This is a genomic window from Actinoplanes sp. NPDC026670, assembly GCF_040638175.1.
GTDB lineage: Bacteria > Actinomycetota > Actinomycetes > Mycobacteriales > Micromonosporaceae > Actinoplanes.
Map to the genome: position 1 here is coordinate 1 of NZ_JBEZXU010000045.1, position 26,717 is coordinate 26,717.

At 71.1% G+C, this 26,717-nt stretch carries 21 protein-coding genes; 14 read left to right on the forward strand and 7 right to left on the reverse strand.

The features are described 5' to 3' along the window. A partial coding sequence (locus AB0E94_RS34600; protein ID WP_360335239.1) for a hypothetical protein occupies positions 1-1,685 on the reverse strand: 1,685 nt, incomplete at its 3' end. Positions 1,686-1,830: 145 nt separating this feature from the next. On the opposite strand from AB0E94_RS34600, the gene ndk reads away from it, so the two are divergent. Next, a complete protein-coding gene (gene ndk, locus AB0E94_RS34605) occupies positions 1,831-2,247 on the forward strand; it encodes a nucleoside-diphosphate kinase (protein WP_360335241.1) in 417 nt (138 codons plus the stop codon). Between the two features lie 16 nt (positions 2,248-2,263). Here the strand turns inward: ndk and AB0E94_RS34610 are convergent, their stop codons facing one another. The 4 genes from AB0E94_RS34610 to AB0E94_RS34625 all read right to left on the reverse strand — a co-directional run bounded on the left by AB0E94_RS34610 (position 2,264) and on the right by AB0E94_RS34625 (position 5,894). After that, a complete protein-coding gene (locus AB0E94_RS34610; RefSeq protein WP_360335243.1) occupies positions 2,264-3,049 on the reverse strand; it encodes an ABC transporter permease in 786 nt (261 codons plus the stop codon). Positions 3,050-3,122: 73 nt separating this feature from the next. Then, on the reverse strand, positions 3,123-3,893 hold the full coding sequence (locus tag AB0E94_RS34615) for an ABC transporter permease (protein ID WP_360335245.1): 771 nt from the start codon (positions 3,891-3,893) through the stop codon (positions 3,123-3,125). Further along, the gene (locus tag AB0E94_RS34620) at positions 3,890-4,867 is read right to left on the reverse strand and encodes an ABC transporter ATP-binding protein (RefSeq protein WP_360335247.1); all 978 of its coding nucleotides are present in this window, start codon (positions 4,865-4,867) and stop codon (positions 3,890-3,892) included. Before AB0E94_RS34620 ends, AB0E94_RS34615 begins: the two co-directional genes overlap by 4 nt. A gap of 28 nt (positions 4,868-4,895) precedes the next feature. Then, the gene (locus AB0E94_RS34625; RefSeq protein ID WP_360335249.1) at positions 4,896-5,894 is read right to left on the reverse strand and encodes an ArsR family transcriptional regulator; all 999 of its coding nucleotides are present in this window, start codon (positions 5,892-5,894) and stop codon (positions 4,896-4,898) included. 282 nt (positions 5,895-6,176) lie between these two features. On the opposite strand from AB0E94_RS34625, the gene ileS reads away from it, so the two are divergent. Both ileS and AB0E94_RS34635 read left to right on the forward strand, forming a co-directional pair. Then, a complete protein-coding gene (ileS, locus tag AB0E94_RS34630) occupies positions 6,177-9,290 on the forward strand; it encodes an isoleucine--tRNA ligase (protein ID WP_360335251.1) in 3,114 nt (1,037 codons plus the stop codon). A gap of 135 nt (positions 9,291-9,425) precedes the next feature. Further along, positions 9,426-10,100, forward strand: a complete 675-nt coding sequence (locus AB0E94_RS34635; protein ID WP_360335253.1) for a lysophospholipid acyltransferase family protein — start codon at positions 9,426-9,428, stop codon at positions 10,098-10,100. A gap of 455 nt (positions 10,101-10,555) precedes the next feature. Here the strand turns inward: AB0E94_RS34635 and AB0E94_RS34640 are convergent, their stop codons facing one another. Further along, complete coding sequence (locus tag AB0E94_RS34640) at positions 10,556-11,887, reverse strand: hypothetical protein (protein ID WP_360335255.1); 1,332 nt, start codon at positions 11,885-11,887, stop codon at positions 10,556-10,558. Positions 11,888-12,219: 332 nt separating this feature from the next. Between AB0E94_RS34640 and AB0E94_RS34645 the strand changes: the two genes are divergently transcribed. The 11 genes from AB0E94_RS34645 to AB0E94_RS34695 all read left to right on the forward strand — a co-directional run bounded on the left by AB0E94_RS34645 (position 12,220) and on the right by AB0E94_RS34695 (position 25,590). Continuing rightward, positions 12,220-12,960 carry an alpha/beta hydrolase gene (locus AB0E94_RS34645; protein ID WP_360335257.1) on the forward strand — a complete coding sequence of 247 codons (741 nt, stop codon included), beginning with the start codon at positions 12,220-12,222 and terminating at the stop codon, positions 12,958-12,960. 29 nt (positions 12,961-12,989) lie between these two features. Continuing rightward, positions 12,990-15,491 (forward strand): SpoIIE family protein phosphatase, encoded by a 2,502-nt coding sequence (locus AB0E94_RS34650; RefSeq protein WP_360335259.1) that lies wholly within the window; start codon positions 12,990-12,992, stop codon positions 15,489-15,491. Continuing rightward, positions 15,488-15,832: an STAS domain-containing protein gene (locus AB0E94_RS34655; protein WP_317788106.1), complete on the forward strand. Its 345-nt coding sequence runs from the start codon at positions 15,488-15,490 to the stop codon at positions 15,830-15,832. Before AB0E94_RS34650 ends, AB0E94_RS34655 begins: the two co-directional genes overlap by 4 nt. A 20-nt stretch (positions 15,833-15,852) precedes the next feature. After that, positions 15,853-17,796, forward strand: coding sequence for a TIGR03960 family B12-binding radical SAM protein (locus AB0E94_RS34660; protein ID WP_360335262.1), 1,944 nt, complete (start codon positions 15,853-15,855; stop codon positions 17,794-17,796). Positions 17,797-17,856: 60 nt separating this feature from the next. Then, positions 17,857-18,582, forward strand: coding sequence for a TIGR03936 family radical SAM-associated protein (locus tag AB0E94_RS34665; RefSeq protein ID WP_360335395.1), 726 nt, complete (start codon positions 17,857-17,859; stop codon positions 18,580-18,582). Positions 18,583-18,811: 229 nt separating this feature from the next. Continuing rightward, complete coding sequence (locus AB0E94_RS34670; RefSeq protein WP_360335264.1) at positions 18,812-22,162, forward strand: Rne/Rng family ribonuclease; 3,351 nt, start codon at positions 18,812-18,814, stop codon at positions 22,160-22,162. Between the two features lie 110 nt (positions 22,163-22,272). Continuing rightward, complete coding sequence (locus AB0E94_RS34675) at positions 22,273-22,755, forward strand: hypothetical protein (protein ID WP_360335266.1); 483 nt, start codon at positions 22,273-22,275, stop codon at positions 22,753-22,755. Between the two features lie 176 nt (positions 22,756-22,931). Continuing rightward, positions 22,932-23,246, forward strand: coding sequence for a 50S ribosomal protein L21 (rplU, locus tag AB0E94_RS34680; protein ID WP_106316506.1), 315 nt, complete (start codon positions 22,932-22,934; stop codon positions 23,244-23,246). A gap of 8 nt (positions 23,247-23,254) precedes the next feature. Beyond that, positions 23,255-23,512 (forward strand): 50S ribosomal protein L27, encoded by a 258-nt coding sequence (gene rpmA, locus AB0E94_RS34685; protein WP_109591577.1) that lies wholly within the window; start codon positions 23,255-23,257, stop codon positions 23,510-23,512. Positions 23,513-23,589: 77 nt separating this feature from the next. Continuing rightward, positions 23,590-25,098, forward strand: a complete 1,509-nt coding sequence (obgE, locus tag AB0E94_RS34690; RefSeq protein ID WP_360335269.1) for a GTPase ObgE — start codon at positions 23,590-23,592, stop codon at positions 25,096-25,098. A gap of 57 nt (positions 25,099-25,155) precedes the next feature. Next, positions 25,156-25,590 carry a GNAT family N-acetyltransferase gene (locus AB0E94_RS34695; RefSeq protein WP_360335271.1) on the forward strand — a complete coding sequence of 145 codons (435 nt, stop codon included), beginning with the start codon at positions 25,156-25,158 and terminating at the stop codon, positions 25,588-25,590. Here the strand turns inward: AB0E94_RS34695 and trpS are convergent. Then, entirely contained in the window at positions 25,579-26,544 is a 966-nt protein-coding gene (trpS, locus tag AB0E94_RS34700) for a tryptophan--tRNA ligase (RefSeq protein ID WP_360335273.1), read from the reverse strand. The genes AB0E94_RS34695 and trpS overlap by 12 nt on opposite strands. Between the last annotated feature and the right edge of the window lie 173 nt (positions 26,545-26,717).

The following is a 26,717-nucleotide window of genomic DNA, read 5'->3' on the forward strand; positions in this document are numbered from 1 at the left end:
GCCCCGGCGGGGCGCCCCGCCGGAGAGACCGGGCTCGCGGAGCGGCTCGCGGGGGAGACCGGGTCGGCGGAGCGGCTCGCGGGGGAGACCGGGCTCGCGGAGCGGCTCGCGGGGGAGACCGGGTCGGCGGAGCGGCTCGCGGGGGAGACCGGGTCGGCGGAGCGGCTCGCGGGGGAGACCGGGTCGGCAGAGCGGCTCGCGGGGGAGACCGGGTCGGCAGCACGGCCCGCAGAGGCAGCCGGGCTGGTGGAAGGCGCGGCCGGGGAGACCGGGGCCTCCGGCTGGACCGGGGCCTCGGTGGTCTTCTCACGGCTCTCGGTGGACTCCTGGCGGCGGCCGTGGGTGCCCTGCGCCGGGATGCCCGTGGACGTCACGACGACTGGGCTGGTGGGTGGGCCGTCCAGGTCGATGTCGATGTCGTCGGTGGCCGTTCGCTGGGCCGGGGGCACCATGCCCGGCGTCTGGGTGGCGGTGGTCGTGGTTGCGGTCGGGGAGGCTTCGGCCGTACCGGATGAGACCGTCGTTGTGGCTGAGGCGCTTCGCGGGCGTGGGCTCGGGCGGGAACCCGGCGGGCGGCCGGAGGCCGAGCCGGACCGGGGACCGGAAGCCGGGGGATCGCCCTGCGGGGAGGAGACGAAGGCGGACATGGGCGACGACGCGGCCGGGGTCTCCGACGCGGCCGGCCCGGACGAGGCCAGGTGGGACGGGTCCGGGTCGGAGGAGACCGTATGTGCGGAGCCGCTCCCGGGGGAGGCCGCGCGGGCGGAACCGGTCTCGGCCGGCGCCGGACCGGAACGGCCCGGGGCGGGATCGGGATCCAGGTCAGGCGCCGGAGCGGGGTCAGGAGCAGGATCGGCGTCGGCGGCGGGGGAGCGCCAGGGCGGCTCCGGCTCGGACCACTCGGCCTCGTCCTCCGGATCGGTCTCGGTGGCGTACGCGGCGGTCTCCGGCTGGATCGGGCGCGCCCGCCGGGGCAGCGGCGACAGCTCCTCGTCGGTGTCGACGACCTGGCCTTCGACTATGGTCCCGGTCGCGGTCTCGCGAACCACCACGGGCGTGCCGGTGCGCCGGGCGTAGGTGGTGGCGGCGCGCGGACCGGATGACGGGCCGGGCCCGTCCGGGTCGACGGTCCAGTCCTCGTCGCGGCCCTCCCAGGGCTCGTCGACGCTGCCGAACACCTCGTCGTCGAGGTCGTCGGCCTCGGTGCGGCCGGCCGGCTGCGGTGGTGGCGGCGGGTCGTCGCCCTCCACCCGGGTGGGCGCGTCACGCCAGCTCACCCGCACCCGGCGGGTGTCGTCGACGTCGACGGTGATCGGCACGGTGTCGCCGGGCATCGGCCATTTCTCGACCGGGATGCGCGGCTCGCGGACCGTGCTCTCGAACGCGCCGAGCCCGGGGGCGACCACGACCAGCTGAATGGTGGCACGGCCGTAGGCGCCGGCGACCGGGGGCGGCGTGATCGAGCGGACCTCGGCCGAGCCGGCCACGGTGGCGCGCCCACCCCGTCGCGGCGCCGGCATGAAGGCCACCGCTATGGCTATGGCCAGGACCGCCACCCCGAAGAACGCGACCGGTGAACTGGACATGCCGAGACCGAGCGCGATCACGAAGACCGCAATCGTGCCGATGATCCACGCCACCAGCTTGCGCGCTGGAGCGATGGGTCGGCCGGTCTGGTTTGCCACTGTGGACCTCCCGGTAGTTCCCGTCAGGTTATGACCCGGCGGTGCGTCCGCGAAAGTGCGCCAGTCCGGACATGGCCGCTCGCCTGGTTCCCGGTACCGATAGGCTGAACCCCTCGCGTGTCTGCCCTTGTAACGGAGGAACTGCGTGTCCAGCACCACCGAGCGTTCGCTCGTCCTGATCAAGCCGGACGCGGTGCGCCGCGGACTGCTCGGCGAGATTCTGTCCCGTTTCGAGGGTAAGGGGCTGATCGTCGAGGCGCTGGAGTTGCGCACGATGGACGAGTCGCTTGCCGACGCGCACTACGCCGAGCATGTGGACAAGGCGTTCTACCCGCCGCTCAAGGAGTTCATGACCAGTGGCCCGCTGGCCGCTCTGGTCCTCACCGGCGACTCGGTGATCGAGGTGGTCCGCGCGATGATCGGCGCGACCGACGGCCGCAAGGCGGCCGCCGGCACGATCCGTGGTGACCTGTCTCTCTCCAACCGGGAGAACCTGGTGCACGCCTCCGACTCGCCGGAGAGCGCCGAGCGCGAGCTGGCTCTCTGGTTCCCCAAGCTCTGAGTCAGCAAGCTCTGAGTCAGAGCGTGTCGAGGCTGGCCCGTCGCCGGGATTCGGCCTCGAAGAACTTGAGCAGGATCGCGGCCACCACCGCGTAGACCGCTCCGACCAGCACTTCCTGGCCGATCACGGGCGCGGCCGCATCGAGGCCGCGCCCGGCGGCGAGCATCCGGGCCGCTTCGGCCGCGTGGGTGATCGGCAGGCCCTGCCCGACGGTGACCATCCACTGCGGCAGGTTGCCGGGCGGCACGTTCACTCCGGTGAGCAGCAGGAGCAGGGCCACCGCGACGTTCGAGATGACGAAGACGTCACGGAACCGCAGCCCCAGCGCGCCGAGCGTCAGCCCGAAGAAGCCGCAGGCCAGCGAGCCGGCCGCCATCGCCAGCGCGAGACCGGGCAGCGCGGCGGGCGGGATCCGCAGGCCGAGCATCAGCGACGCCACGGTCAGGGTGAAGACCGAGATCAAGAGCCCGTTTCCGGCGTACGGCAGAACGCGCCCCCAGAAGATCGCGGTGCGGCTGCGCGGCGACAGGAGCACGTGTCCCAGAGTGCCGAAGCGGCGTTCGTTGGCGACCGCCATGGTCCCGCCGAACACGCAGGCCAGTGAGGCGGTCAGCACCGCGTTGCCGACCAGGAAGAACTGGTCGTCGCCGACCCGCAGCTGCCGGCCCAGGTAGGCGAAGAAGAGCAGCTGGAACAGCGGCCCGATGAAGAGCGTGCCGACGAAGAGCGCCGGGCGGGTCCAGTTGAACAGGGCTCGGTAGGCGATCATGCCGCCCACCGTCACCAGCCTCAGCCCGCTCATGTCGCCACCTCCGCTTCGCTCCGGCATCGCCATGAGCTTTTGACGTTTTCTGATGATTCGCTCGCGAGCTCGCTCATGCCAGAGCCAGGGTGGCGGTGGCGCGGGCCCGGCGTTCGACCACGGTCAGCGATGCCGCGCCGAGGGCCAGGCAGATCCCGCTGATCAGCAGGCACATCGCGACCGACGGCCAGACCGGTCCGCCGGTGGTGGCCTCGTGCAGGGCGCGGGCGCCCCAGGTGGTCGGCAGCACCGCGGCGATCGGACCGGTCCAGACCGGCAGCACGGTCAGTGGCACGAGCATGCCGGAGACCAGCCACACCGGGTATTCGAGGACGTTGGCCAGCGCGTTGGCGTTGCGCATCAGCACGAACGTGGACGCCAGCAGCAGCCCGAACATGCCGAGCGCGACGATGCAGACGACCGCGGCGACCGGGAACGCGACCGGGTGCGCGAAGTCGAGCCGGATGCCGAACAGCAGCCGTCCCCAGATCAGGGTGGCCAGCAGCGAGTAGGTGCCGGTGATGCCGGTGGCGATGGTCAGCGGCAGGATCACCACGACCGGCCGCCGCGGCGCCATCATGATCATTTCGAGGGTGCCCTGCCAGCGCTGGTTCTGGATGGCGCCGCCGGAGCCGAAGAGCACCGACGACCACACGCCCATCAGGCCGGCGCCGACCGCGGCCTGCAACAGCCGGTCCTGCTCGCCGCCGGACCGGAACAGGTAGACCGCGAGCACCGCCTGCACCACCGGCACCACGAGCGAGATCGCGATCTCGAACGGGGACCGGCTGAGGTGCTTGGCGTGCATCAGCGTGCCGACGAGCAGCATTCTCAGGGTCCTCATGACGCGTTCACGATCGTCACGTACGCGTCCTCCAGCGTGGGCTCCCGGCTGTCCACCCGGCCCAGCCGGATCCCGGCCAGCTCACGCAGCACATCGCCCTGCACGTCCACGTGCGCGTCCGACTGCACGGTCAGCACCTGGAGCGAGCCGCGGGTCTCCACCGCGGTCTCCCGCACCCCGGGCAGGTCCCGCAGCGCGGCCAGGGCGGTGTCCGGCACGCCGTACGCCTCCACCTCGACGACCCGGCGCCCGTCGGCCCGGCTGCGCAGCTCGGCAGGTGTCCCGAGAGCCTGGATCCGCCCGTCGGCGATCACCGCGATCCGGTCGCAGAGCTCGTCCGCCTCGGCCATGTAGTGGGTGGTCAGCAGCACCGTGGTGCCGGTGGCGGCCAGGTTGGCCACGGTCTGGCGCAGCTCACGGGCGGCGACCGGGTCCACCCCGATCGACGGCTCGTCGAGGAACAGCACCTCCGGCGAGTGCAGCAGCCCACGGGCGATGTGCAGGCGCTGCCGCATGCCCCGCGAATAGCCCTCGACCCGTTCCTGCTCCCGGCCGGTCAGGCGGACCAGGTCGAGCAGCTCGGCGATGCGGCGCTTCTGGTCGCGGGCGGGCACCCCGTACAACTCGGCGAAGTAACGCAGGTTGTCCAGCGCGGAGAGGCGGTCGTAGAGGCCACGGTCGCCGCCGAACACGTACCCGATCCGCCGTCGAACCTCCCGGGTCTGTCTTTCGACGTCGAAACCGCAGATCCGGGCCGTTCCGCCGGTCGGGATGAGCAGGGTGTTGAGCATTTTGATGGTGGTGGTCTTGCCGGCGCCGTTCGGCCCGAGCAGGCCGAACAGCTCACCGCGGCGAACCGTGAAGTCCACGCCGCGGACCGCGTCGACCGTGGTCAGGCGTGGCCGCAGCCAGCCGGTACGGGACCGGTAGGAGCGGCGCAGACCCTCCGCCTCGATGGCGTAGTCGCTTTCCATGCCCGCAAACTAGAGAACTTTGCCGATGTCAGGAAACGAATTCGGCGGAGGCCGAATCCTCGCCCAGCAGCTTCACCAGAGCCAGCCCGGCCGGTTCCAGGCCGTAGAGAACCCGCCGCCCGGCCCGTCGCCGGTGCACCACCCCGGCCGCCTGGAGATGGGCCAGGTGCTCGGAGACGGTGCTCATCGCCAGGCCCAGCACGGCCGCCAGCCCGGTGGTGGTGGACGGGGTGACCAGGGCGCGCAGCACGGCGGACCGGCCCCGGCCGATCAGCAGGGCCAGCCGGTCGCCGGGCGCCGGGGCGGGAGTGTCGGCCAGCAGCGCCGCGCCGCGGGACTGGTAGGTGATCATCTGGGTGCCGGGGTCGTCGGTCGAGCACAGCATCCCGCCGCGGGAGAAGATCAGCGGCACCAGCAGGACCCGGCTGCCGGTGACCGTGAACCCGGCGTCCAGCCGCTTGATCAGGGTGAGCACCGGCCGCTCCCAGATGATCCGTTCGTGCAGCCGGGAGAGCAGCGCGTCCGGGCCGTCGGCGGCCAGCGCCCGGGCCCGGAGCAGCACCTCCTCGTCCAGCGCGGCCCGCATGGCCGGCCAGCGTGCCGCCAGCGCGGCGTCCCACCAGGTGGCCAGGCCGTCGGCCAGCCGGTCCAGCGCGGTCGCCGGATCGTCGCGGAACTGGTGCAGGTGCTCCGGCAGCCGGCCGTCCCGGTAATGGGTCGCGAGCTGGGCGTCGACCACCTCGGCCGGGGTGCGGCGAAGCAGCTCCAGCTGCTCCTCGATGGCCGGCGCCGGAGTGAGCGGCATCGGCGCGACGAAATCCGGCATCCGTTTCGGCAGGTGGAGGTAGAGCTGGGCGGGCGCCGGCAGCGGGATGTCGCGGGCCTTGCGCACCCAGTCGGCGAACGGCCACGGCAGACCGGCCGGATCGCGGGCCACCAGCCAGAGACTGCACACCGTCTCCAGCAGCGGGCTGATCGCGATCCGGGTACGCGACAGCGTCGGGTCGTCCAGCTCGATCCGGATCACGGGTGCAGTGTAGGCGCGAGGTGGTAATGCGGATGAGGGAATGAGGGAGCGGCCGGTATCGTTGACGGTACGCAGGCTTTGAACCGGCCATCACCGGGGAGCCTCCGGAAGAACGGGATGTCTTTCACCAGACAGCCCCAGTAGAACCGGGCGGACACCGGACCGCGCAGGCAATCCGGCGAATGAGCGGGCGGGGTCATCCCGTCAAGCGAGGTGGTACCGCGGGCCCCCGGGCTCGTCCTCGCAGTCACGACATGTGAACTGCTTGAGGGGAACACCAGAATGGCCTACCCGAAACACACCGACGCCACGGGCGTTCCGGCGAGCCCGGATCTGCCCGCGGTCGAGCGTGCCGTCCTCGACCACTGGGCGGCGGACAAGACGTTCGAGGCATCCGTCGACCGGAACCCGGCCGGGGAGAACGGCGCCAACGAGTACGTCTTCTACGACGGCCCGCCGTTCGCCAACGGCCTGCCGCACTACGGGCACCTCTTCACCGGGTACGTGAAGGACCTGGTCCCGCGCTACCAGACGATGCGAGGCAAGCACGTCGAGCGCCGGTTCGGCTGGGACACCCACGGCATGCCCGCCGAGGTGGAGACCGAGAAGCAGCTCGGCATCACCAGCAAGGCGCAGATCGTCGACCTGGGCATCGAGAAGTTCAACGAGGCCTGCCGGGCGTCGGTGCTCGCCTACACCAAGGACTGGGAGAAGTACGTCACCCGGCAGGCCCGGTGGGTGGACTTCGAGAACGACTACAAGACGCTCGACCCGGCGTACATGGAATCGGTCATGTGGGCGTTCAAGACGCTGCATGACAAGGGCCTGGTGTACGAGGGTTTCCGGGTGCTGGCGTACTGCTGGCGCTGTGAGACCCCGCTGTCGAACACCGAGACCCGGATGGACGACGTCTACCGGGACCGGACCGACCCGGCCCTGACCGTCAAGTTCCGCCTCTCGACGGGCGAGGACATCGCGGTCTGGACCACGACGCCGTGGACGCTTCCGTCGAACCTGGCGCTCGCCGTCGGGCCGGACATCGAGTACGCGGTGCTCGAGAAGGACGGGCAGAAGCTTCTCGTGGGCGCGGGCCGTGTCGGCGCGTACGCCAAGGAGCTGGAGGGGTACGAGCAGGTCGGCGTCGTGCGAGGGGAGGAACTGGTCGGCCGCCGGTACACGCCGCTGTTCGACTTCCTCGTGGAGCCGGCCGGCGAGAACGCCTTCCAGGTGCTCGGCGCCGATTTCGTCACCACCGAGGACGGCACCGGTGTCGTCCACATGGCCCCGGCCTTCGGTGAGGACGACCAGAACGCCTGCAACGCGGCCGGCATCCCGACCGTGGTGACCGTCGACGAGCACACCCGCTTCACCTCGCTGGTCCCGGACTTCCAGGGCCTGCAGGTCTTCGACGCGAACAAGCCGGTGATCGCCGTGCTGAAGGAGCGCGGAGTGGTGCTGCGCCACGACGCGTACGTCCACTCGTACCCGCACTGCTGGCGCTGCGACACCCCGCTCGTCTACAAGGCGGTGTCGTCGTGGTTCGTCGCGGTGTCGACGTTCCGGGACCGGATGGTCGAGCTCAACCAGCAGATCAACTGGACCCCGGCGCACATCAAGGACGGCTCGTTCGGCAAGTGGCTGGCCAACGCCCGCGACTGGTCGATCTCCCGGAACCGGTTCTGGGGCTCGCCGATCCCGGTGTGGAAGTCGGACGACCCGCAGTACCCGCGCGTCGACGTCTACGGCTCCTACGAGGAGCTGGAGCGCGACTTCGGGGTGCGGGTCACCGATCTGCACCGGCCGTACGTGGACGAGCTGACCCGGCCCAACCCGGACGACCCCACCGGGAAGTCGGTCATGCGCCGGGTCCCCGAGGTGCTGGACTGCTGGTTCGAGTCCGGGTCGATGCCGTTCGCCCAGGTGCACTACCCGTTCGAGAACAAGGACTGGTTCGAGCACCACTACCCGGGCGACTTCATCGTCGAGTACATCGGGCAGACCCGCGGCTGGTTCTACACCATGCACGTGCTGGCCACGGCGCTGTTCGACAGGCCCGCGTTCCGTAACTGCCTGAGCCACGGCATCCTGCTGGGCGAGGACGGGCGCAAGATGTCCAAGTCGCTGCGGAACTACCCGGACGTGTATCGGGTGTTCGACACGTACGGCTCGGACGCCATGCGCTGGATGCTGATGTCCTCGCCGGTGCTGCGGGGCGGGGACATGCCGGTCACCGAGCCGGCCATCCGCGATTCGGTGCGCCAGGTCCTGCTGCCGCTCTGGAACGTCTGGTACTTCTTCAGCCTTTATGCCAATGCTTCAGGCTATGAGGCGAAACTCCGGACAGATTCGGAGCACTTGCTGGACCGCTACATCCTCGCCAAGACCGGCGAGCTGGTGTCGCAAACCGAAAAGCAGATGGACGACTACGACATCTCCGGCGCGGCCGCGAGCGTCCGGTCCTACCTCGACGCGCTGACCAACTGGTACGTGCGCCGCTCGCGGGACCGCTTCTGGGAGGGGGACGAGGACGCCTTCGACACTCTCGCCACCGTGCTGGAGACGGTCACCCGGGTGGTGGCGCCGCTCGCGCCGCTGACCACCGAAGAGATCTGGCGCGGCCTGACCGGTGGCCGTTCGGTGCACCTGACCGACTGGCCCTCGGCGGACGTGTTCCCGGCCGACCACGAACTGGTCGCCTCGATGGACGCGATCCGGGACGTCGCCTCGGCGGCCCTGTCGCTGCGCAAGGCGAAGGGCCTCCGGGTCCGGCTGCCGCTGGCCTCGCTCACCGTCGCGGTTCCGGACGGCTCCTCTTTGAACGGGCTCGGTGATCTGCTCAAGGACGAGGTCAACGTCAAGGAAGTGGTCTTCACCGACGATGTCGCCGCGTACTGCCAGCAGGTCCTGACCGTCGTTCCGCGGGCGCTCGGCCCCCGGGTCGGCAAGCAGGTCCAGCAGGTGATCAAGGCGGTCAAGGCCGGCGAGTGGGAGCTCGTCGACGGTGCGCCGGTCGCGGCCGGCGTCACCCTGGCCGAAGGGGAGTACGAGCTGAAGCTGGTCGCCGCCGATGTGGAGAACTCCGCGCCGCTGCCGGCCGGCGGTGGTGTCGTGGTCCTCGACACGGTCGTCACCGACGAACTGGCCACCGAGGGCCTGGCCCGCGACGTGATCCGCGTCGTGCAGCAGGCCCGCCGGGACGCCGACCTGGACGTCAGCGACCGGATCACGCTCGTGCTGTCGGCCTCGCCGGCGGTCCGGGCCGCGGTCGAGACGTTCCGGGACTTCGTCGCCGGTGAGACGCTCGCCACCACGGTGGACTTCGCCGAGCTGACCGGCGGGTTCGCCGGCGAGGTGGGCGACGGCGACCAGGTCGTGGTGACGGTCACCGCCGTCTGATTCAGCCGATTGGCCCGGATGTTCGCCTTCAAGTGGGCGAGCGTCCGGGCCCGGCCAAGATCACTAGGTACTTCCCGGCCACTGTCAGCTAACCTCACAGCACCACACACCCCCCATGCGTCCCGGAGGACGGAAGTGCCCCTGCTCTACTCGATCGCCAAAGCCACGGTCGGCACGACCCTGAGCCTCGGGTGGCGCCCGCACGTCGAAGGCATCGAGCACATCCCGGCCACCGGCGGCGCGATCTTCGCGGGCAACCACCTCTCCGTCGCCGACGAACTCCTCCTGGGCACCGTGGTTCCCCGTCACCTGGCCTTCTGGGCCAAGTCCGACTACTTCACCGGCACCGGCGTCAAGGGCTTCCTCAACCGCAAACTGATGGAGGGCCTGGGCGCCATCCGGGTCGAGCGCGAAGGCGGCCGGGCCGCGCTGACCGCTTTCGACGCCGCGATCCCGGCGCTCCAGGGCGGCGACCTGATCGCCGTCTACCCGGAGGGAACGCGCTCTCCCGACGGACGCCTCTACCGCGGCCGCACCGGTGTCGCCCGCCTCGCCGTCGCCGCCGGCGTCCCGATCATCCCGGTCGGCGTGGCCGGCACCGACAAGGTCCAGCCGATCGGCCGCCTGGTGCCCAAGCTGGAACGAGGCGTGATCTCGGTCAAGTTCGGCAAGCCGATCGAGACGATCGGCCGCTCCGACGACCGGACCGCTCTGCGCGAGCTCACCGACTACGTGATGACCGAGATCCAGAAACTGACGGGCCAGGAATACATCCCGCGATACGCCCCCAAACGCGACGAAACAGAATAATCTCGTACGGCTACCCGCCCCGCCTCGTGCCGGCCCGCGACGCAGGCGACACGAACGGCCCCAGCGCGCCTTTCGGGCTGAGGCGTCTGGTCACCAACCGCCAGCCGTCGCTCACCGCGGTTATGCCGTACGCATTCCCGTGTTCAGCGACGGCTGGCGGTTTTGCGGCGGGGGTCCGGACCGTCGGCCGTCGCTCACGGCGGTTATGCCGTGCGGTTTCCCGCGCTCAGCGACGGCTGGCGGTTTTGCGGCGGGGGTCCGGACCGTCGGCCGTCGCTCACGGCGGTAATGCCGTGCGTATTTCCGTGTTCAGCGACGGCTGGCGGTGGTGACGGACGCATACGCCCGTGCGGCGCGCTGTCGGGCCGGACGGGTGGCCTGCGTCGCGGGTCGGCACGAAGCGGGGCACGTAGCCGTACCGGATAAGGGTTCACGTAGCCGTACCGGATAAGGGTTTATGTGGCCGGGACCAGGACCGACTTGCGGAGGCTGGCCACCAGTTCGGCGCTTTCGGTCAGGTTGCGGCGGGTCAGCAGGACCGTGGCCAGGCTGCCGTGATCGGCCCAGGCGCAGGCCACGACCGAGGTGTCGTCGAGGCGGCCGGTCCCGCAGCGCTGGTGTGCGCCGAACTCGCCGAGGTCGAAGGATTCGATGTCCTTCAGTTTCAGGGCGTCGGCCAGGCGGCTGAGCTGGGCGTCCACGTCGGTCCCGGGAGTCAGGCGGAGGCCGGTGACGCCGAAGACGGTGACCCGTTTGCCGCGGGTGTCGGTGTAGATGCCGGCGAACGTGTTCCCGTCGGCGCCCTGCAACTCGTCGGCCAGCCGTTGCGCGGCGCGCCGACCGGCCTCGTTGTCGCGCAGGTTGAGGTCGGAGAAGGAGTCCGGCAGGACGGCGGCCACCGGGTACTGGCGTAGGCCCGGCACATACCAGTAGGCGCCGGCCAGGGCCAGGATCACCACCAGCAGCAGGCCCAGCCGGCGGAACCGGCGCCGGCGGCGCGGCCTCGGGGGAGCCCACGGTGCGGCGACCGGGGTGCGGGGCTGGACCGGAGTGCGGGGCTGAACCGGGATCCGCGGCGCGGCCGGACGACGACTCAGCAGTCGTCCGGGGGCGACCCGCTGGCCCGTGGCCGCCGCCTGCCGGCGCAGCGACCGCAGCCGGTCCGGGGCGTCGGCGGCCACCTGCTGGCCCTTCGCCGCGGCCTGCCGGCCCAGGGACCGCAGCCGGTCCGGGGCGTCGGCCGCCGCCTGCTGGCTCTTCGCGGCGGCCCGGCGGCCCCAGGCGCGGACCTTCGGCGGGATGAGCGGAGGCAGACCGGTGCCGCCCGCCGGCGGGGGATAGGTGCCGGGAGCGGGGAGCGGTGACGGCGTGATTCCCGGCGCTTTCGCCTGGATCGGGTCTTCTTGCGGCGCCGGGTTCGGCTGGGGCACCGGGTTCGGCTGGGGCGCCGGGTTCTCCCGCAGCGTCGGGTTCTCGATGCGGGTCGGAGGCAGCGGCGCCGCCGGCGTCGTGTACGCGTCCGGCCAGACCGGAGTGTCCTGATCGGCCCACGGGTCGACGGCCGGGATCGTGGTGCGGTCGTCGTCCGGGTCGGCCGGCTCGGCGCCGTTGATCCGATCCACCATGCGAGTCCACAGGGAACGGCGTGGGGCCGTCTCGGGAACCGGAGCGGCGCCGCTCCACCAACCGGGCGCATCAGCCGTCGGTGGTCCGCCGGGTCCGGCGAACCGGGTGGGGTCGGGCATTCCGGCGGCCGGGGTGGTGTCACCCGGCTGCTGGTCGGCCATGGATTCGATCTCCTCCCGCGCGCCTGAAGGCGGCACTCCCATCCCAGGTTAGGCACGGTGTGCCAGTGGGACGCGAGGTCGGGATCCGGACTCCGGACATGAATGGCGGACAACGAGGGCGATGTGCGAAACGCTCCGGAGTCGTATGGTTACCCGGACTTGGCTTCGACCCGGCCTGCCGGGCCGGATAGTGCCCGGGGTCACTCGGGCACGCGACACCTCATTCGCTGCGGGAGGGAGGGGCGCGCCGGTCTCCAGCGGTGCGCCGGAATCGCATGGGTACGACGGAGAGAAACGCGGTAACGATCACGGGCGCCGAGTCCGGCCGGCCGATGCTGTTCGCTCACGGGTACGGCTGCGACCAGAACATGTGGCGGTTCGTCACGCCGGCGTTCCAGGACACCCACCGGATCGTCCTGTTCGATCACGTCGGCAACGGGCGGTCGGACCTGTCGGCCTACCGCGACGAACGACACGGCTCCCTGGACGGGTACGCCGAGGACGTCCTGGACATCGTCCGGGAGCACGACCTGCACGAGGTGATCCTCGTCGGCCACTCGGTGAGCTCGATGATCGGCGTGCTGGCCGCCAACCGGGAGCCGGAGCGGTTCGCCGGGATCGTGATGGTCGGCCCGTCCCCGCGGTACATCGACGACGAGGCGGCCGGATATGTGGGCGGCTTCACCGCTGAGGACATCGACGGGCTGCTGGAGTCGCTGGACAGCAACTACCTGGGCTGGTCGAGCGCGATGGCCCCGGTCATCATGGGCAACCCGGAGCGCCCCGAGCTGGGCGAGGAACTGACCAACAGCTTCTGCGCGACCGACCCGGAGATCGCCAAGAAGTTCGCCCGGGTCACGTTCCTCTCCGACAACCGGGCCGACCTGCCGGCGCTGCGGGTCCCGTCGCTGATCCTGCAGTGCTCGGACGACGTCATCGCGCCCACCGTGGTCGGTGAGTACGTCCACCAGAACACACCTGACAGCAAGTTCATGGCGCTCAACGCGACAGGTCACTGTCCGAATCTGAGCGCGCCGGAGGAAACGGTTGACGCCATCAAGTCCTGGTTGTAGACAGCGGGCATGATCGGCGGAGCATTGGCGTGAGTGAATCTGGTGGGCCGGACGTGACACAGGAGTTACGACTGCCCTGGGACGACGATCCCGAGGACCTGTACGAACATGCGCCGTGTGGTTACCTGACGACGCTTCCGGACGGAACCATCGTCCGGGTCAACGAGACGTTCCTGACGTGGACCGGGTACTCCCGGACCGACCTGATCGGTCACAAACGGTTCCGTGACCTGCTCACTCCGGGTGACCAGATCTATCACGAGACCCACTACGCGCCGTTGCTGGCGATGCAGGGCGAGGTGCACGAGATCGCCCTGGAGGTGGTCGGCGCCGACAAACGCCGGCTGCCGACCCTGGTCAACTCGGTGCTGGAGCGCGGCGCGACCGGGTCGCCCCGGATCATCCGCACGATGGTCTTCAACGCCACCGAGCGGCGCAGCTACGAGCGGGAGCTGCTGGCCCACCGCCGGGCCGCCGAGGCGTCCGAGCAGCGGGTCCAGGTCCTCCAGCAGATAGTGGCCGACCTGGCGGCGGCCCCGACCGAGGCCGAGGTCGCGGAGGCGGTGGTACGCGCCCCGGAGCCCGCCTTCCAGGCCACCAGCACCAGCATCTACCTGATCGACGCGGAACGGGATCAGCTGGTCGCGGTGGCGTCGACCGACCCGACCACCGGCAACTGGGACGACATGCCGCGCTCGTCGACCCGCGCGGTGGCCGAGGTGGCCCGGCGCGGCGACCTGCACGTGATCGGCACCCTGGCCGAGGCCGAGGCGCACTTCCCGGATCTGGCCGAGTCGATGCGCAAGTCCGGCCGGGGCACCGTGGTGCTGCTGCCGTTGACCACCGGCCCGGCCGAGGACCATGGCGGTCCGGCGGTCCTCGGGGTGCTCGCGTTCAGTTTCCGTGACGAGCGTGTGCTCACTGACGGTGAACTGCGGGTCATCCGGCTGCTCGGCCAGCAGGCCGGTCAGGCGCTGGACCGGGCCCGCCTCTACGACGACGCCCGCCATCGTGAGGAGCGGGCCTCCTTCCTGGCCCGGACCACCCGCGCGCTCGACGAGGAGCACCGCCTGCTCCAGCGGGCCCGCCGGCTGGTCGAGCGGGTGGTGCCGGAGATCGCCGACTGGGCGCTGGTCCGGCTCCAGGTGGGCCCGGCCGGCCTGGTCGAGCACCACGGCGGCCCGGCGCCGGACCCGGCCCGGATCGAGGCCCGGACGGCCGAGGCGATCGAGACCGCGGCTCCGGTCTTCGCCACCGACGGCGACGGCCTGGGCTGTACGGTCCTGCCGCTGATCGTCCGTGGCCGGGTGCTCGGCACGCTGGCGCTGCGGATGGCGGCCGACCGCCGTGGCGCCGAGGCGGAGCGGCGGTTCCTGATCGACCTGGCCGACCGGGCCGCTCTCGCCTGTGAGAACGCCCGCCTCTACGAGCAGGAACGCGCGATCGCCCGGACCCTCCAGCGCAGCCTGCTCGCCGCCGACGTGCCGGGCACCGACCCGAGATTCGTGGTGGAGACCCACTATCAGGCCGCGGCACAGGACATGGAGGTCGGCGGGGACTGGTACGACGCCTTCCTGATCACCGCGAACAAGCTGGCCGTGGTGGTCGGCGACGTGGTCGGCCGGGGCATCGAGGCGGCCACCACGATGGGGCAGCTGCGCAGCGCGATCCGGGCGCTGGCCTCGGCCGAGAACGGGCCGGCCCGGCTGCTGGAGGGCCTGGACCGGTTCTGTGACCGGGTCGACTCGGCCCGGATGGCCACCCTGGTCTACGCCGAGGTGGACCTGCTCAGCAGCGAGATGGCGTTCGCCTGCGCCGGGCACCTGCCGCCGTTGCTGCACGAGCCGGCCGGTTCCCCCGAGTACCTGATGCAGGCGCGGTCGGCGCCGCTCGGCTCCCGGGCCGGTGACGTCCGCCGGGTCGAGCACCGGATGCGGCTGGCCGCCGGGAGCCGCCTGCTGCTCTACACCGACGGCCTGATCGAGCGCCGCGGCCGGGGCATCGACCGCGGTTTCGAGATCCTGGCCCGGGAGTACGCCCGGGTGCGCGACGCCCCGCTCAAGGGCCTGACCGCCGGGCTGGCCGACACGCTCGTCGGCCGGGACCACGCCGACGACGTCTGTCTGCTCTGCCTGACGCTCGGCACCGAGGAGCGGCTGGAACGCTCGATCGGCGCCGACCCGCTCCAGATAGCGCTGCTCCGCGCCGACATGCGCGGCTGGCTGGCCGGGCACAGCGTCGACCCGGACTGTCTGAACGCGGTGCTGCTGGCCTGTTCCGAGGCGGTGGCCAACTCGATCGAGCACGGCTACCAGGACGACCCGTTCGGTGTGGTCGACGTGGCCGCCACGATCAGCTCGGGCACGGTGGAGATCCGGGTCAGCGACCGGGGCCGCTGGCGCGGGCCGGGCAACGACGAGGCCCGTGGGCGCGGGCTGCAACTGATGTACGAGTCGATGGACGAGGTGGCCTTCGACCGGGCCGGGGAGGGTACGACAGTGATCATGCGCCGGCACAGAGGCGATTCATGACGGATCAGTGGGTGAGTTTCTCCCGCCGGGGTGTCGCCGATCTCGTCCATCTCAAGGGTGAGATCGACCTGGCCAACGCCAACGACATCGGCCGGGTCATCGTGGCCCGGACGACGTCGGCCAGCGCCGTGCTGATCGACCTGACCGCCGTCTCGTTCCTGGACAGCGCCGGGGTGCGGCTGCTCGACTTCATCGTCGGGGACCTGGACGACCGGGGGAAACCGATCCGCCTGGTCGTCGGCGAGCGCGGGGCCGCACGGATGACGTTGCAGCTCTGCGCGTTCCGGGCCGACCTGCTCGCCACCGACCTGGACCGGGCCGCGACGGAACTGGGCGGGTAGTCCGCGTACCCTGGACACCCATGAGCGTGAGTTCCGTCTTCCCGCAGCTGGAGCAGCTGCTGCCCCGGGTCAGCAAACCGATCCAGTATGTGGGCGGCGAGCTCGGCGCCGTCGTCAAGGACTGGGACACCACCACCGTCCGGTGGGCTCTGATGTACCCGGACGCCTACGAGGTCGGCCTGCCCAACCAGGGTGTGCAGATCCTCTACGAGGTGCTCAACGAGCAGGAGGACGTGCTCGCCGAGCGCACCTACTCGGTCTGGCCGGACCTCGAGGCGCTCATGAAGGAGCACGGCGTCCCCCAGTTCACCGTCGACGCGCACCGGCCGGTGACGGCGTTCGACGTGTTCGGGCTGTCGTTCGCCACCGAGCTGGGCTACACCAACATGCTCAGCGCGCTCGACCTGGCCGGCATCCCGCTGGACAGCGCCGACCGTGACGAGTCCCACCCGATCGTCCTGGCCGGTGGGCACGCCAGCTTCAACCCGGAGCCGATCGCCGACTTCATCGACGCCGCCGTGCTCGGTGACGGCGAGGAGGCGGTCCTGGAGATCACCGGGATCATCCGGGAGTGGAAGGCGGAGGGCTGCCCCGGCGGCCGCGACGAGCTGCTGCTGCGCCTGGCCCGGACCGAGAGCATCTACGTGCCCCGGTTCTACGACGTCGACTACCTGCCCGACGGCCGTATTCAGCGGGTCGTGCCGAACCGGCCGGACGTTCCGTTCCGGGTGGCCAAGCGGACCACGATGGATCTGGACGCGTGGCCGTACCCGAAGAAGCCCTTGGTCCCGCTGGCCGAGACCGTCCACGAGCGGTATGCGGTGGAGATCTTCCGCGGCTGCACCCGGGGTTGCCGGTTCTGCCAGGCCGGCATGATCACCCGCCCGGTGCGGGAGCGGTCGATCACCACGGTCGGCCAGATGGTCAAGGAGGGCCTGGAGTTCTCCGGTTACAGCGAGGTCGGCCTGCTCTCGCTCTCCAGCGCCGACCACTCCGAGATCGGTGACATGTGCTCCGGCCTGGCCGAGCAGTATGCGGACACCAACGTCTCGCTGTCGCTGCCGTCCACCCGGGTCGACGCGTTCAACATCGACCTGGCCCAGGAGCTGTCCCGCAACGGGCGGCGGACCGGTCTCACGTTCGCGCCGGAGGGCGGCTCGGAACGGATCCGCAAGGTCATCAACAAGATGGTGACCAAGGAGGATCTGATCCGGACGGTCGTCACCGCGTATTCGAACGGCTGGCGGCAGGTCAAGCTGTACTTCATGTGCGGCCTGCCCAGCGAGACCGATGAGGACGTGCTGGAGATCGCCGAGATGGCGCACGAGGTGATCCGGGCCGGCCGGGAGGCCGCCGGCACCAAGGACATCCGCTGCACGGTGTCGATCGGCGGGTTCGTGCCCAAGCCGCACACCCCGTTCCAGTGGGCGCCGATGGACACGCCGGAGACCATCGACGGCCGGCTCAAGATGCTCAAGAACGCGATCAACAGCGACCGCTCGCTCGGCCGCGCGATCGGATTCCGCTACCACGACGGCGAGCCCTCGCTGATCGAGGGCCTGCTGTCGCGCGGCGATCGCCGGGTCGGCAAGGTCATCCTCCGGACCTGGGAGAAGGGCGGCCGGTTCGACGGCTGGTCCGAGCACTTCTCGTATGCCCGGTGGGTCGAGGCGGCCGCCGAGGTGCTGCCGGAGTTCGGCGTCGACCTGGACTGGTACACCACCCGCGAGCGCGAGGAGCTGGAGGTCCTGCCCTGGGACCACCTGGACTCCGGCCTCGACAAGGACTGGCTCTGGCAGGACTGGCAGGACTCGAAGAGCGAGTACGAGCAGGACGACTGCCGCTGGACCCCGTGCTTCGACTGTGGCGTCTGCCCGTCGATGGACACCGAGATCCAGATCGGCCCGACCGGCAAGAAGCTGCTGCCCCTGACACCCGTTAACAACCTGCGGGTTTCCGCTTAGGAGATAGACATTCCCCCGAAGAACCAGCCCGTCGGCGGCCAGGCCCCGGTCGTCCAGCGGATCCGCCTCCGGTACGCGAAGCGTGGCCCACTGCGCTTCACCTCGCACCGTGACTTCGCCCGTGCCTTCGAGCGGGCGCTGCGCCGTGCGAACGTGCCGATCGCCTTCTCGCAGGGCTTCACCCCACACCCGAAGATCTCGTACGCCAGCGCCGCCCCGACCGGAGTCGGCAGTGAGGCGGAGTACCTGGAGATCGGCCTCCAGGCCCCGGTCGACCCGGCGGAGCTGCTCGTCGCGCTGGACGCCGCGCTCTCCCCGGGCCTGGACGTGCTGGAAGCGGTGATCGCCGGCCCGGGCAGCCTGGCCGACCGGATCGACGCCTCCCGGTGGCGCCTGGAGCTGCCGGGTGTCGGCGCCGCCGAGGCGGAGAAGGCCGTGGAGGCGTTCCTGGGCTCCTCGGAAGTCCTGGTGGAGCGCATGACCAAGCAGGGCCGCCGCAGTTTCGACGCGCGCGCGGCCGTCACGCGGTGCGAGGTGGCCGGTGAGCCGGACCTACCTTCCGAGGCCGTTGCGGTACCGTGTGCGATAATCGACCTTGTCGTACGGCAGGTGACTCCCGCCGTGCGGCCCGATGACGTCCTCTCCGGCCTGCGCGTGGTGGCCGGCCTGGAGCCGCCGGCGCCCCCACGGGTGACCCGGCTGGCCCAGGGCACACTCACCGCGCAGGGGGAGATCGCTGATCCGTTGGACGCGGATCGCGTGGACGTCGGCATCGGAGAACGCTAGCCGGGAGGCCGGCCGGCGTTCGACGAGAACGTTTTTCAACGTGGTTAGGCGGGCAACACCCGGAGCCGTACATCGGACCGGTGGTCTTCGGCTGATGCCAGGTTGAAAGTGTTCGCTGGCAGACTTCGGCAAGCCCGACTTGTGAAGGCCGGGCCCGAAAAACTTTGCAGCGACCCTGCGTGGCAGCGCTCACCCGCGCCCGGGGTCGCCGAGAACTGGAGAGCGCCCCATGCTCGATAACGAGCCCCCAGTCAACCTGGGTGATCAGGGCGGCGAACCGGGTGGAGCCACCGCTCCCTCCGGTGATACCGCCGCAAGCACGACCCCGGCCCGCCGGGCACGCGCCCCGCGCCGAAAGGCAGCAGCGCCGCCCGCGGAGACCCCGGGGACCGACGACGCCGCCGATCCCGGCACGGCGATCGAGGCGGCAGTCGCGGGGGACGCGGCCGCCACGCCGGAGACGCCTGCCGCGCCGGTGAAGAAGGCCACCCGGGCCCGCCGTAAGAAGGTCGAGCCGGCCGCCGAGACGCCGGCCTCTGAGACGTCGGACCCGGAGACTCCGGTCGCGGAGAAGCCGGCCCTCGCAACGCCGGCCGCCGCGTCGCCGGCTACCGAAACGACGCCTGCCGCGGCGTCACCGGCTATCGAGACGACGCCGGCCGGCGTGACGCCGGCTATCGAGACGACGACGGCTGGTCCCGCCGCCGAGGTCGCCGAGGCCCCGCCGGTGAAGAAGGCGACCCGGGCCCGCCGTAAGAAGGCCGAGCCGGCCGCCGAACAGCCCGCCCTGGTCGAGATCCCGGCCGCAGCGCCGCCCGTCGTGGCCGAGGTCACCGACCCGGCCGCCGAGGAGGAGCTCACCGAGGACGAGGCCGCCCTCATCGAGGACGCCGCCGTGGAAGCCGCCTCCGCGGCCCGCGCCGCCGGTGTCCCGGTGGTCGGCATCCTCCCGCTCGACGACGACTTCGTGGAGGAGCAGCCGGCCGAGCCCGCACGCGGCCGCCGCGCCGCCCTGCCGCCTGCTGTGCTGTTCATGCCCCCGGAGGCCACCCAGGCCGAGCCGGCCGCTCCGGCGACCCGTCGCCGCCGTACGGCCGCCGTGCCGGAGGTCGTCGCCGAGCCGGTCGCCGCCGGGGTGACCGCCGAGCCCGAGACCATCGCGGAGGAGCCCGCCGAGGGCGCCCGCCGCAGCCGTCGCCGCCGCCGTGGGGCGGCCGAGGAGCCCGCCGAGGTCGCGGTCACCGAGGCCGAGCCCGCCGTGGACGAGGCCGACGAGAGCGCCGACGACGTCGAGGACGGCGACGAGGGTGACGACGACGAGGACGGCGCCCTGGGCCGCCGCCGCCGTCGCCGGGGCCGTCGTGGCCGGGGCCGGGGCAAGGGCCCGTCCGACGACGCCGAGGACGGCGACGCCGACGCCGAGTCCGATGCGGAGGAGGGCGCCGAGGCGTCCGCCGACGAGGGTGAGGACGAGGAGGAGCCGGAGGACGGCGAGAGCGAGGGCGACGGGGTCACCCGCCGCCGGCGTCGCCGCCGCCGCAAGGGCTCCGGTGACGCCGAGACCGGTGGCATCGAGGACGGCGTGCACACCGTCGTCCGTGTTCGTGAGCCCCGCCGTACCTCCGACGAGGTGCAGGGTGTCTCCGGCTCGACCCGGCTGGAGGCCAAGCGCCAGCGCCGCCGGGACGGCCGTGAACAGCGCCGCACCCGCCCGCCGATCCTGAGCGAGTCGGAGTTCCTGGCCCGCCGCGAGGCGGTCGACCGCGTCATGGTGGTGCGGCAGAAGCAGGACCGTACCCAGATCGCGGTCCTGGAGGACGGGATCCTGGTCGAGCACTACGTGGCCCGGGCGACGTCCGGCACCATGGTCGGCAACGTGTACCTGGGCAAGGTGCAGAACGTGCTGCCGAGCATGGAGGCCGCGTTCGTCGACGTGGGCCGTGGCCGTAACGCCGTGCTCTACGCCGGTGAGGTCAACTGGGACGCCACCGGCCTGGAGGGGCGCGCCCGCTCGATCGAGCAGGCGCTGCGCTCCGGCGACTCGGTGCTGGTGCAGGTCACCAAGGACCCGATCGGCCACAAGGGCGCCCGGCTGACCAGCCACATCGCGCTCTCCGGCCGGCACCTGGTCTACGTGCCGAACGGCAACGCCTCGGGCATCAGCCGGAAGCTGCCGGACACCGAGCGCAAGCGGCTGCGCGACATCCTGAAAAAGCTGGTGCCGGACGGCGCCGGGGTGATCGTCCGGACCGCGGCCGAGGGCGCGAGCGAGGACGAGCTGGCCCGCGACGTCAAGCGGCTCCAGGCGCAGTGGGAGGACATCCAGGCCCGGGCCACCGAGGGCAACGCGCCGCGCGCGCTCTCCGAGGAGCCCGACCTGGTCATCCGGGTGGTCCGGGACCTCTTCAACGAGGACTTCCGCGAGCTGGTCGTGCAGGGCGAGCAGGCGTACGCCGAGGTGGAGAACTACCTCGACTCGGTCTCCCCGGACCTGGTGGAGCGGCTGCGGCGGCACACCGGCATGGCCGACGTGTTCGCCGAGTGGCGGATCGACGAGCAGATCCTCAAGGGCCTGGACCGCAAGGTGTTCCTGCCGTCCGGCGGCCACCTGGTGATCGACCGGACCGAGGCGATGACCGTCGTCGACGTCAACACCGGTAAGTACACCGGCGCCGGCGGCAACCTGGAGGAGACGGTCACCCGCAACAACCTGGAGGCGGCCGAGGAGATCGTGCGCCAGCTGCGGCTGCGCGACCTCGGTGGCATCGTGGTGATCGACTTCATCGACATGGTGCTGGAGAGCAACCGTGAGCTGGTTCTGCGCCGGCTCACCGAGTGCCTGGGCCGGGACCGGACGAAGCACCAGGTCACCGAGATCACCTCGCTGGGCCTGGTGCAGATGACCCGGAAGCGGATCGGCGCGGGGCTGCTCGAGGCGTTCAGCGAGACCTGTGACCACTGCAAGGGCCGTGGTGTGGTGATCCACCCGGAGCCGGTGCCGGAGAAGCGGTCGAACGGCGGGGCGGCGAGCACCCAGGTGAAGACGGTCGCTGCGGCGCCGGCCCGTACCGAGGCGCCGGTGCAGCAACAGCAGCAGCCGGCGGCCCGTCAGCGGCGGCGCCGTGGCGGCGACAGCGCTCCGGTGGAGCAGCCGGCCGAGGCCGTGGAGACGGTCACCGAGGTGGCTGAGGTCGCCGAGGCCGTCGAGCCGGTCGTCGAGGTGGTCGTGGCGCCGGCCGTGGTCGTGGAGCCGGGCCCGGTCGCTGAGGTGGCCGAGGTGCCGTCGGCCCCGGTCGTGGGTTCGGGCATCGTCCGGCGGGCGCCGAAGGTGGCGCTGACCACCTCGGACGGTGACGACGAGTACGACATCAGCGGGTACGACCTGTCCCGTTACGACGCTCCGGCCGAGCAGAACGGCACGCACGGGGAGTCCGCGGAGGAGCCGTTGCGGCTCGCCGGCGCGGACGACCCGGACGCGGCGGACGACGACGAGGACGAGGACGACGACGTGGTGGGCGCCGGCACGGGCACCCGCCGGCGGTCGCGGCGTGGTGGCGCGAGGCGGCGAACGCGTCCCTGACCTGTGTGAACCCGGCCGGATAGTTACCTGTAAAGAAAGTTAACTACCCGGCCGGGTTTTCCGTTACCCTCGGCGGATCGATCCCTGTCCCCCCGAGGAGACCGAGTCCCATGCGTATCCCCGCCCTCGCCGTAGTGACGATCTCCGCGGTCCTTCTGGCCGGCTGCACCGGTGGCGACGAGCCGTCGGCCCCGTCCGCCGCGGCGAACGGCAGCGCGCCCGCGGCCCAGCAGACCGAGCCGCCGACCGACGCCGCGCTCTCCGAGGACACCGAGGCGATCTGCGCCCAGGCGAGCCGGACCAGCAACGAGTTCGGCAAGACCTTCGCTGAGGACTACCAGCTGCTCGTCCGCGCGGCCGCGGAGAGCAAGGAGGCGAAGGCCAAGGCACAGGAGAAGGTCACACGTGACCTGCAGAACTTCTCCTTCGCCCTGCTCGACATGTCGAAACTGGCCGCCGACCCGGCGGTGAAGAAGGCGCTGGGCTCGATGGGGGCTCAGGTCACGGCGCTCAAGGGCGACGTCACCAAGGTCGACGAGAAGAAGCTGGCCGAGCTGCACGCCGTGCTGGACAAGGCCTGCGGCCGCGGGTGACAGCCCGGTTTGGGTCTCGGCCCTGCGATGAAGTAGTCTTTCCGACGGCGCCTTTTCGGCGCTAGCTCCGTGCGCGCTCCAGGATCGCAAGAATGGGTCACTTGAGCGCCTGCCGGAATCTCAGCACCATCCGCCAGCAGCCTCCGGCTGCGTAAGTCTCAGGGAGTCCGCGTCCCATGTACGCGATCGTCAAGACCGGCGGCAAGCAGTACAAGGTTGCCGAGGGCGACGTGATCGAGGTCGAGAAGCTCGCGGGTCAGCCCGGCGACGCCCTGACCCTCGCCGCGGTCCTCCTCGTCGACGGTGACAACCTGGTGACCGAAGCGGCCAAGCTTGCCAACGTTACGGTGTCCGGCGAGATCGCCGAGCACACCAAGGGTCCGAAGATCCGGATCCACAAGTTCAAGAACAAGACCGGATACCACAAGCGCCAGGGGCACCGTCAGCCGCTGACCCGCGTCAAGGTCACCGGCATCAAGAGCGGGAAGTAGGCGCGGACATGGCTCATAAAAAGGGTGCATCCAGCTCGCGTAACGGCCGTGAGTCCGCTGCCCAGCGGCTGGGCGTCAAGCGGTTCGGTGGTCAGCTGGTCAACGCCGGCGAGATCCTGATCCGCCAGCGGGGCACGAAGTTCCACCCCGGCGACCTGGTCGGCCGTGGCGGCGACGACACGCTGTTCGCGCTCGCCGCCGGCAACGTGCAGTTCGGCACCGCGCGCGGTCGCAAGACCGTCAGCATCGTGCCGGTCGCGCAGTAGTTTTCTCTACAGCGGGCCGTGGACCCTCGGGTCCGCGGCCCGCTGTCGTTTTTCTCGGCAAGCAGTAGGAGTCGCAAGTGACCACGTTCGTCGACCGGGTAGTGCTGCACCTGCAGGCGGGTGACGGCGGCCACGGCTGTGCCTCCGTGCACCGGGAGAAGTTCAAGCCGCTCGGCGGGCCGGACGGCGGCAACGGCGGGCACGGCGGAAGCATCACCCTGGTGGTGGACCCGCAGCAGCACACCCTGCTGGACTTCCACTTCCACCCGCACATCAAGGCCAACAACGGTGGTGGCGGCGCCGGCTCGAACCGGGACGGCGCGACCGGCCGTGACCTGGTCCTCAAGGTGCCGGACGGCACGGTCGTGCAGACCGAGGACGGCGAGGTGCTGGCCGACATGGTCGGGGCCGGCACCGAGTTCACCGTGGCCCGGGGCGGCCGTGGCGGCCGGGGCAACGCGTCGCTGGCGAACGCCCGCCGCAAGGTTCCCGGTTTCGCCGAGCTGGGTGAGCCCGGCGACCAGCTGGACGTGGTGCTGGAGCTGAAGAGCGTCGCCGACGTCGGCCTGGTGGGCTTCCCGTCGGCGGGCAAGTCGTCGCTGATCTCGGTGATGTCCGCGGCCAAGCCGAAGATCGCCGACTACCCGTTCACCACGCTGGTGCCCAACCTCGGTGTGGTGCAGGCCGGCGAGCAGACCTACACCATCGCCGACGTGCCGGGCCTGATCCCCGGCGCGGCCACCGGCAAGGGCCTGGGCATGCAGTTCCTGCGGCACATCGAGCGGACCTCGGTGCTGGTGCACGTGCTGGACGCGGCCGCGCCGGAGATCGAGCGTGACCCGCTGGCCGACCTGGACGCGATCGAGGCCGAGCTGTCCGCGTACGGCGGCCTGGAGGACCGGCCCCGGATCGTGGTGCTGAACAAGGTCGACATCCCGGACGGCCGCGACCTGGCCGAGATGGTCCGCCCCGACCTGGAGGCCCGTGGCTTCCAGGTGTTCGAGGTCAGCGCGATGACCCGGGAGGGCCTGCGTGAGTTCGGGTTCGCCCTGGCCAAGCTGGTCGCCGAGTACCGTGCGGCCAAGCCGGTCGAGGAGGCCACCCGGATCGTGATCCGCCCGCGCGCGGTCGACGACACCGGCTTCACGATCGAGCAGGACGAGGACGGCGTCTTCGTGATCCGTGGCACCCAGGTGGAGCGCTGGATCAAGCAGACCAACTTCGACAACGACGAAGCCGTCGGTTACCTCGGTGACCGCCTCGAGCGGATCGGCGTCGAGGCCGAGCTCGGCAAGAAGGGCGCGCAGGCCGGCGACCCGGTGCGGATCGGCGCCCGGGAGTTCGACTGGCACCCGAACGCCGGCGAGTACGTCTCCGGCCCCCGCGGCACCGACTCCCGTCTCGAGGAGCTGGACACCCGTCCCTCGGCGGCGCAGCGGCTCGCGGCCCGCAAGGCCCGGCGTGTCCGTAACGAGGACGAGATGGTCCACATGGCGGCCGACGGCACGATCAGCACGGTCACCAACTCGAAGCTCCCCGTGCTGGTGAGTGACGAGGATGACATCGAGGGCGACACCGACGAATAGGCATCCGGCCAGATCAGCGCAACCCGCCGGAAACGGTCGTCACCTAGAGTCACGTCCGTGCTGATCGAAATCCGCCCCTCCCTGGACCCGGAACTCGCCGCCCTCGTCACTGCTCAGCAGCGCGAACTGGCCGAGTCCGGCGCCTCGGCGGGGCGGATATTCGAACCGGACGATGACGTCGAGTATCTGGTCGGTGTGGTGAACGGCCGGGGTGTGGCGTGTGGCGCCTGGCAGGCGCTCGGGCCGGGCGCGGCCGAGCTGCGGCGGATGTACGTGCGCCCGGCCTTCCGCGGCCGCGGCCTGGCCCGCCAGATGATCGTGGCGATCGAGGAGGAGGCGCTCGCCGCCGACCGGCCCCTGCTCCGGGTGGAGCTGGAGTCCGGGCTGGCCGCGGCGATCGCCCTCTACCAGTCGTCCGGGTACCGGCAGGTCGAGCCGATCGCCCGCGGCCGGGTGCGGTTCGAGAAGCGGCTGCCGGCGTTAGTCCAGTAGGCCCAGGGCGGTACGCGTACGGCGTACCGTCTCGGAGGCTCGTGGCCGGACCCGCGCGGCGCCCTCCGCCAAGATCTTCCGAACGTGTGCCGGGTCGTCGGCCAGCTCGGCGTGCCGCGCCCGGATGGGCACCAGAAGCGCCTCTACCGCGTCGGTGACCTCGCGTTTCAGCTTTCCGTAGGAGTGCTGGTCGGCCGGCGGCCGGCCCGCGCAGGCGGCCAGGATGCCGATCAGGTTGGTGACGCCGGGCTGGTTCTCCGGGTCCCGGCGGACCACGCCGATCTCGTCGGTGACCGCCCGCGCGATCGTGCGGCGCACCACTTCGGGCGGGTCGAGCAGCCCGATCCGCCCGGTTCCGGTGCTCTTGCCCATCTTGGTGGTCGGGTCGGCGAGATCCATCACCCGGGCGGCGGCCTCCGGGCGCACTCCCTCGGGCACCGTGAAGGTCGGCCCGTAACGGCTGTTGAACCTGGTCGCGAGGGTGCGGGCGAGCTCCAGATGCTGGTTCTGGTCCTCACCGACGGGCACCTGGAGCGTGTCGTGCAGCAGGATGTCGGCGGCCATCAGCACCGGGTAGGTGAGCAGGCTCAACCGGACGTGACCGCCGCCGGCCGACTTCTCCTTGAACTGGATCATGCGGGCTGCCTCACCGAACCCGGTCACACACTCCAGCAGGTAGTGCAGCTCGGTGTGCTCGGGCACGTGCGACTGCACGACGATCGGGGTGCGTTCCGGATCGACGCCGGCGGCCAGCATCACCGTCGCCTGTTCGAGCGTGAGGGCGCGTACCCGCTCGGGGTCGTGCTCGACGGTCATCGCATGCAGGTCCGCGATGAGCGCGATGGAATCGGTGTGTCCCTGCACCGCGAGCAGCGGGCGCAGAGCGCCCAGCAGATTGCCGAGATGCAGGTGGCCGGTGGGCTTGAAGCCGGTCAGGCGGCGGGTCGCTGTCATGTCGATCTCCTTTTGCAGGTACGGGTGACCGTCCGCTCCGGGAGACCAGGATCACGAAAACGGCCGCCCGGTGAGGGCGGCCGCGGAATGATGAACGCGCGTGTGGGTGTGCCGCCCCGTCAGGGCAGCCACCACTCGCTACGAGAGACGCGCATGCACTGAAGACTAGCCTG

Bases quoted from the DNA above. Each gene is read 5' to 3' on its own strand.
- AB0E94_RS34670 (WP_360335264.1), top strand. From the start codon at position 18,812: ATGCTCGATAACGAGCCCCCAGTCAACCTGGGTGATCAGGGCGGCGAA.
- AB0E94_RS34645 (WP_360335257.1), top strand. From the start codon at position 12,220: ATGCTGTTCGCTCACGGGTACGGCTGCGACCAGAACATGTGGCGGTTC.
- AB0E94_RS34620 (WP_360335247.1), bottom strand. From the start codon at position 4,867: ATGGAAAGCGACTACGCCATCGAGGCGGAGGGTCTGCGCCGCTCCTAC.
- AB0E94_RS34660 (WP_360335262.1), top strand. From the start codon at position 15,853: ATGAGCGTGAGTTCCGTCTTCCCGCAGCTGGAGCAGCTGCTGCCCCGG.
- AB0E94_RS34615 (WP_360335245.1), bottom strand. From the start codon at position 3,893: ATGAGGACCCTGAGAATGCTGCTCGTCGGCACGCTGATGCACGCCAAG.
- AB0E94_RS34640 (WP_360335255.1), bottom strand. From the start codon at position 11,887: ATGGCCGACCAGCAGCCGGGTGACACCACCCCGGCCGCCGGAATGCCC.
- ileS (WP_360335251.1), top strand. From the start codon at position 6,177: ATGGCCTACCCGAAACACACCGACGCCACGGGCGTTCCGGCGAGCCCG.
- AB0E94_RS34610 (WP_360335243.1), bottom strand. From the start codon at position 3,049: ATGAGCGGGCTGAGGCTGGTGACGGTGGGCGGCATGATCGCCTACCGA.
- AB0E94_RS34655 (WP_317788106.1), top strand. From the start codon at position 15,488: ATGACGGATCAGTGGGTGAGTTTCTCCCGCCGGGGTGTCGCCGATCTC.
- rpmA (WP_109591577.1), top strand. From the start codon at position 23,255: ATGGCTCATAAAAAGGGTGCATCCAGCTCGCGTAACGGCCGTGAGTCC.
- rplU (WP_106316506.1), top strand. From the start codon at position 22,932: ATGTACGCGATCGTCAAGACCGGCGGCAAGCAGTACAAGGTTGCCGAG.
- trpS (WP_360335273.1), bottom strand. From the start codon at position 26,544: ATGACAGCGACCCGCCGCCTGACCGGCTTCAAGCCCACCGGCCACCTG.
- AB0E94_RS34675 (WP_360335266.1), top strand. From the start codon at position 22,273: ATGCGTATCCCCGCCCTCGCCGTAGTGACGATCTCCGCGGTCCTTCTG.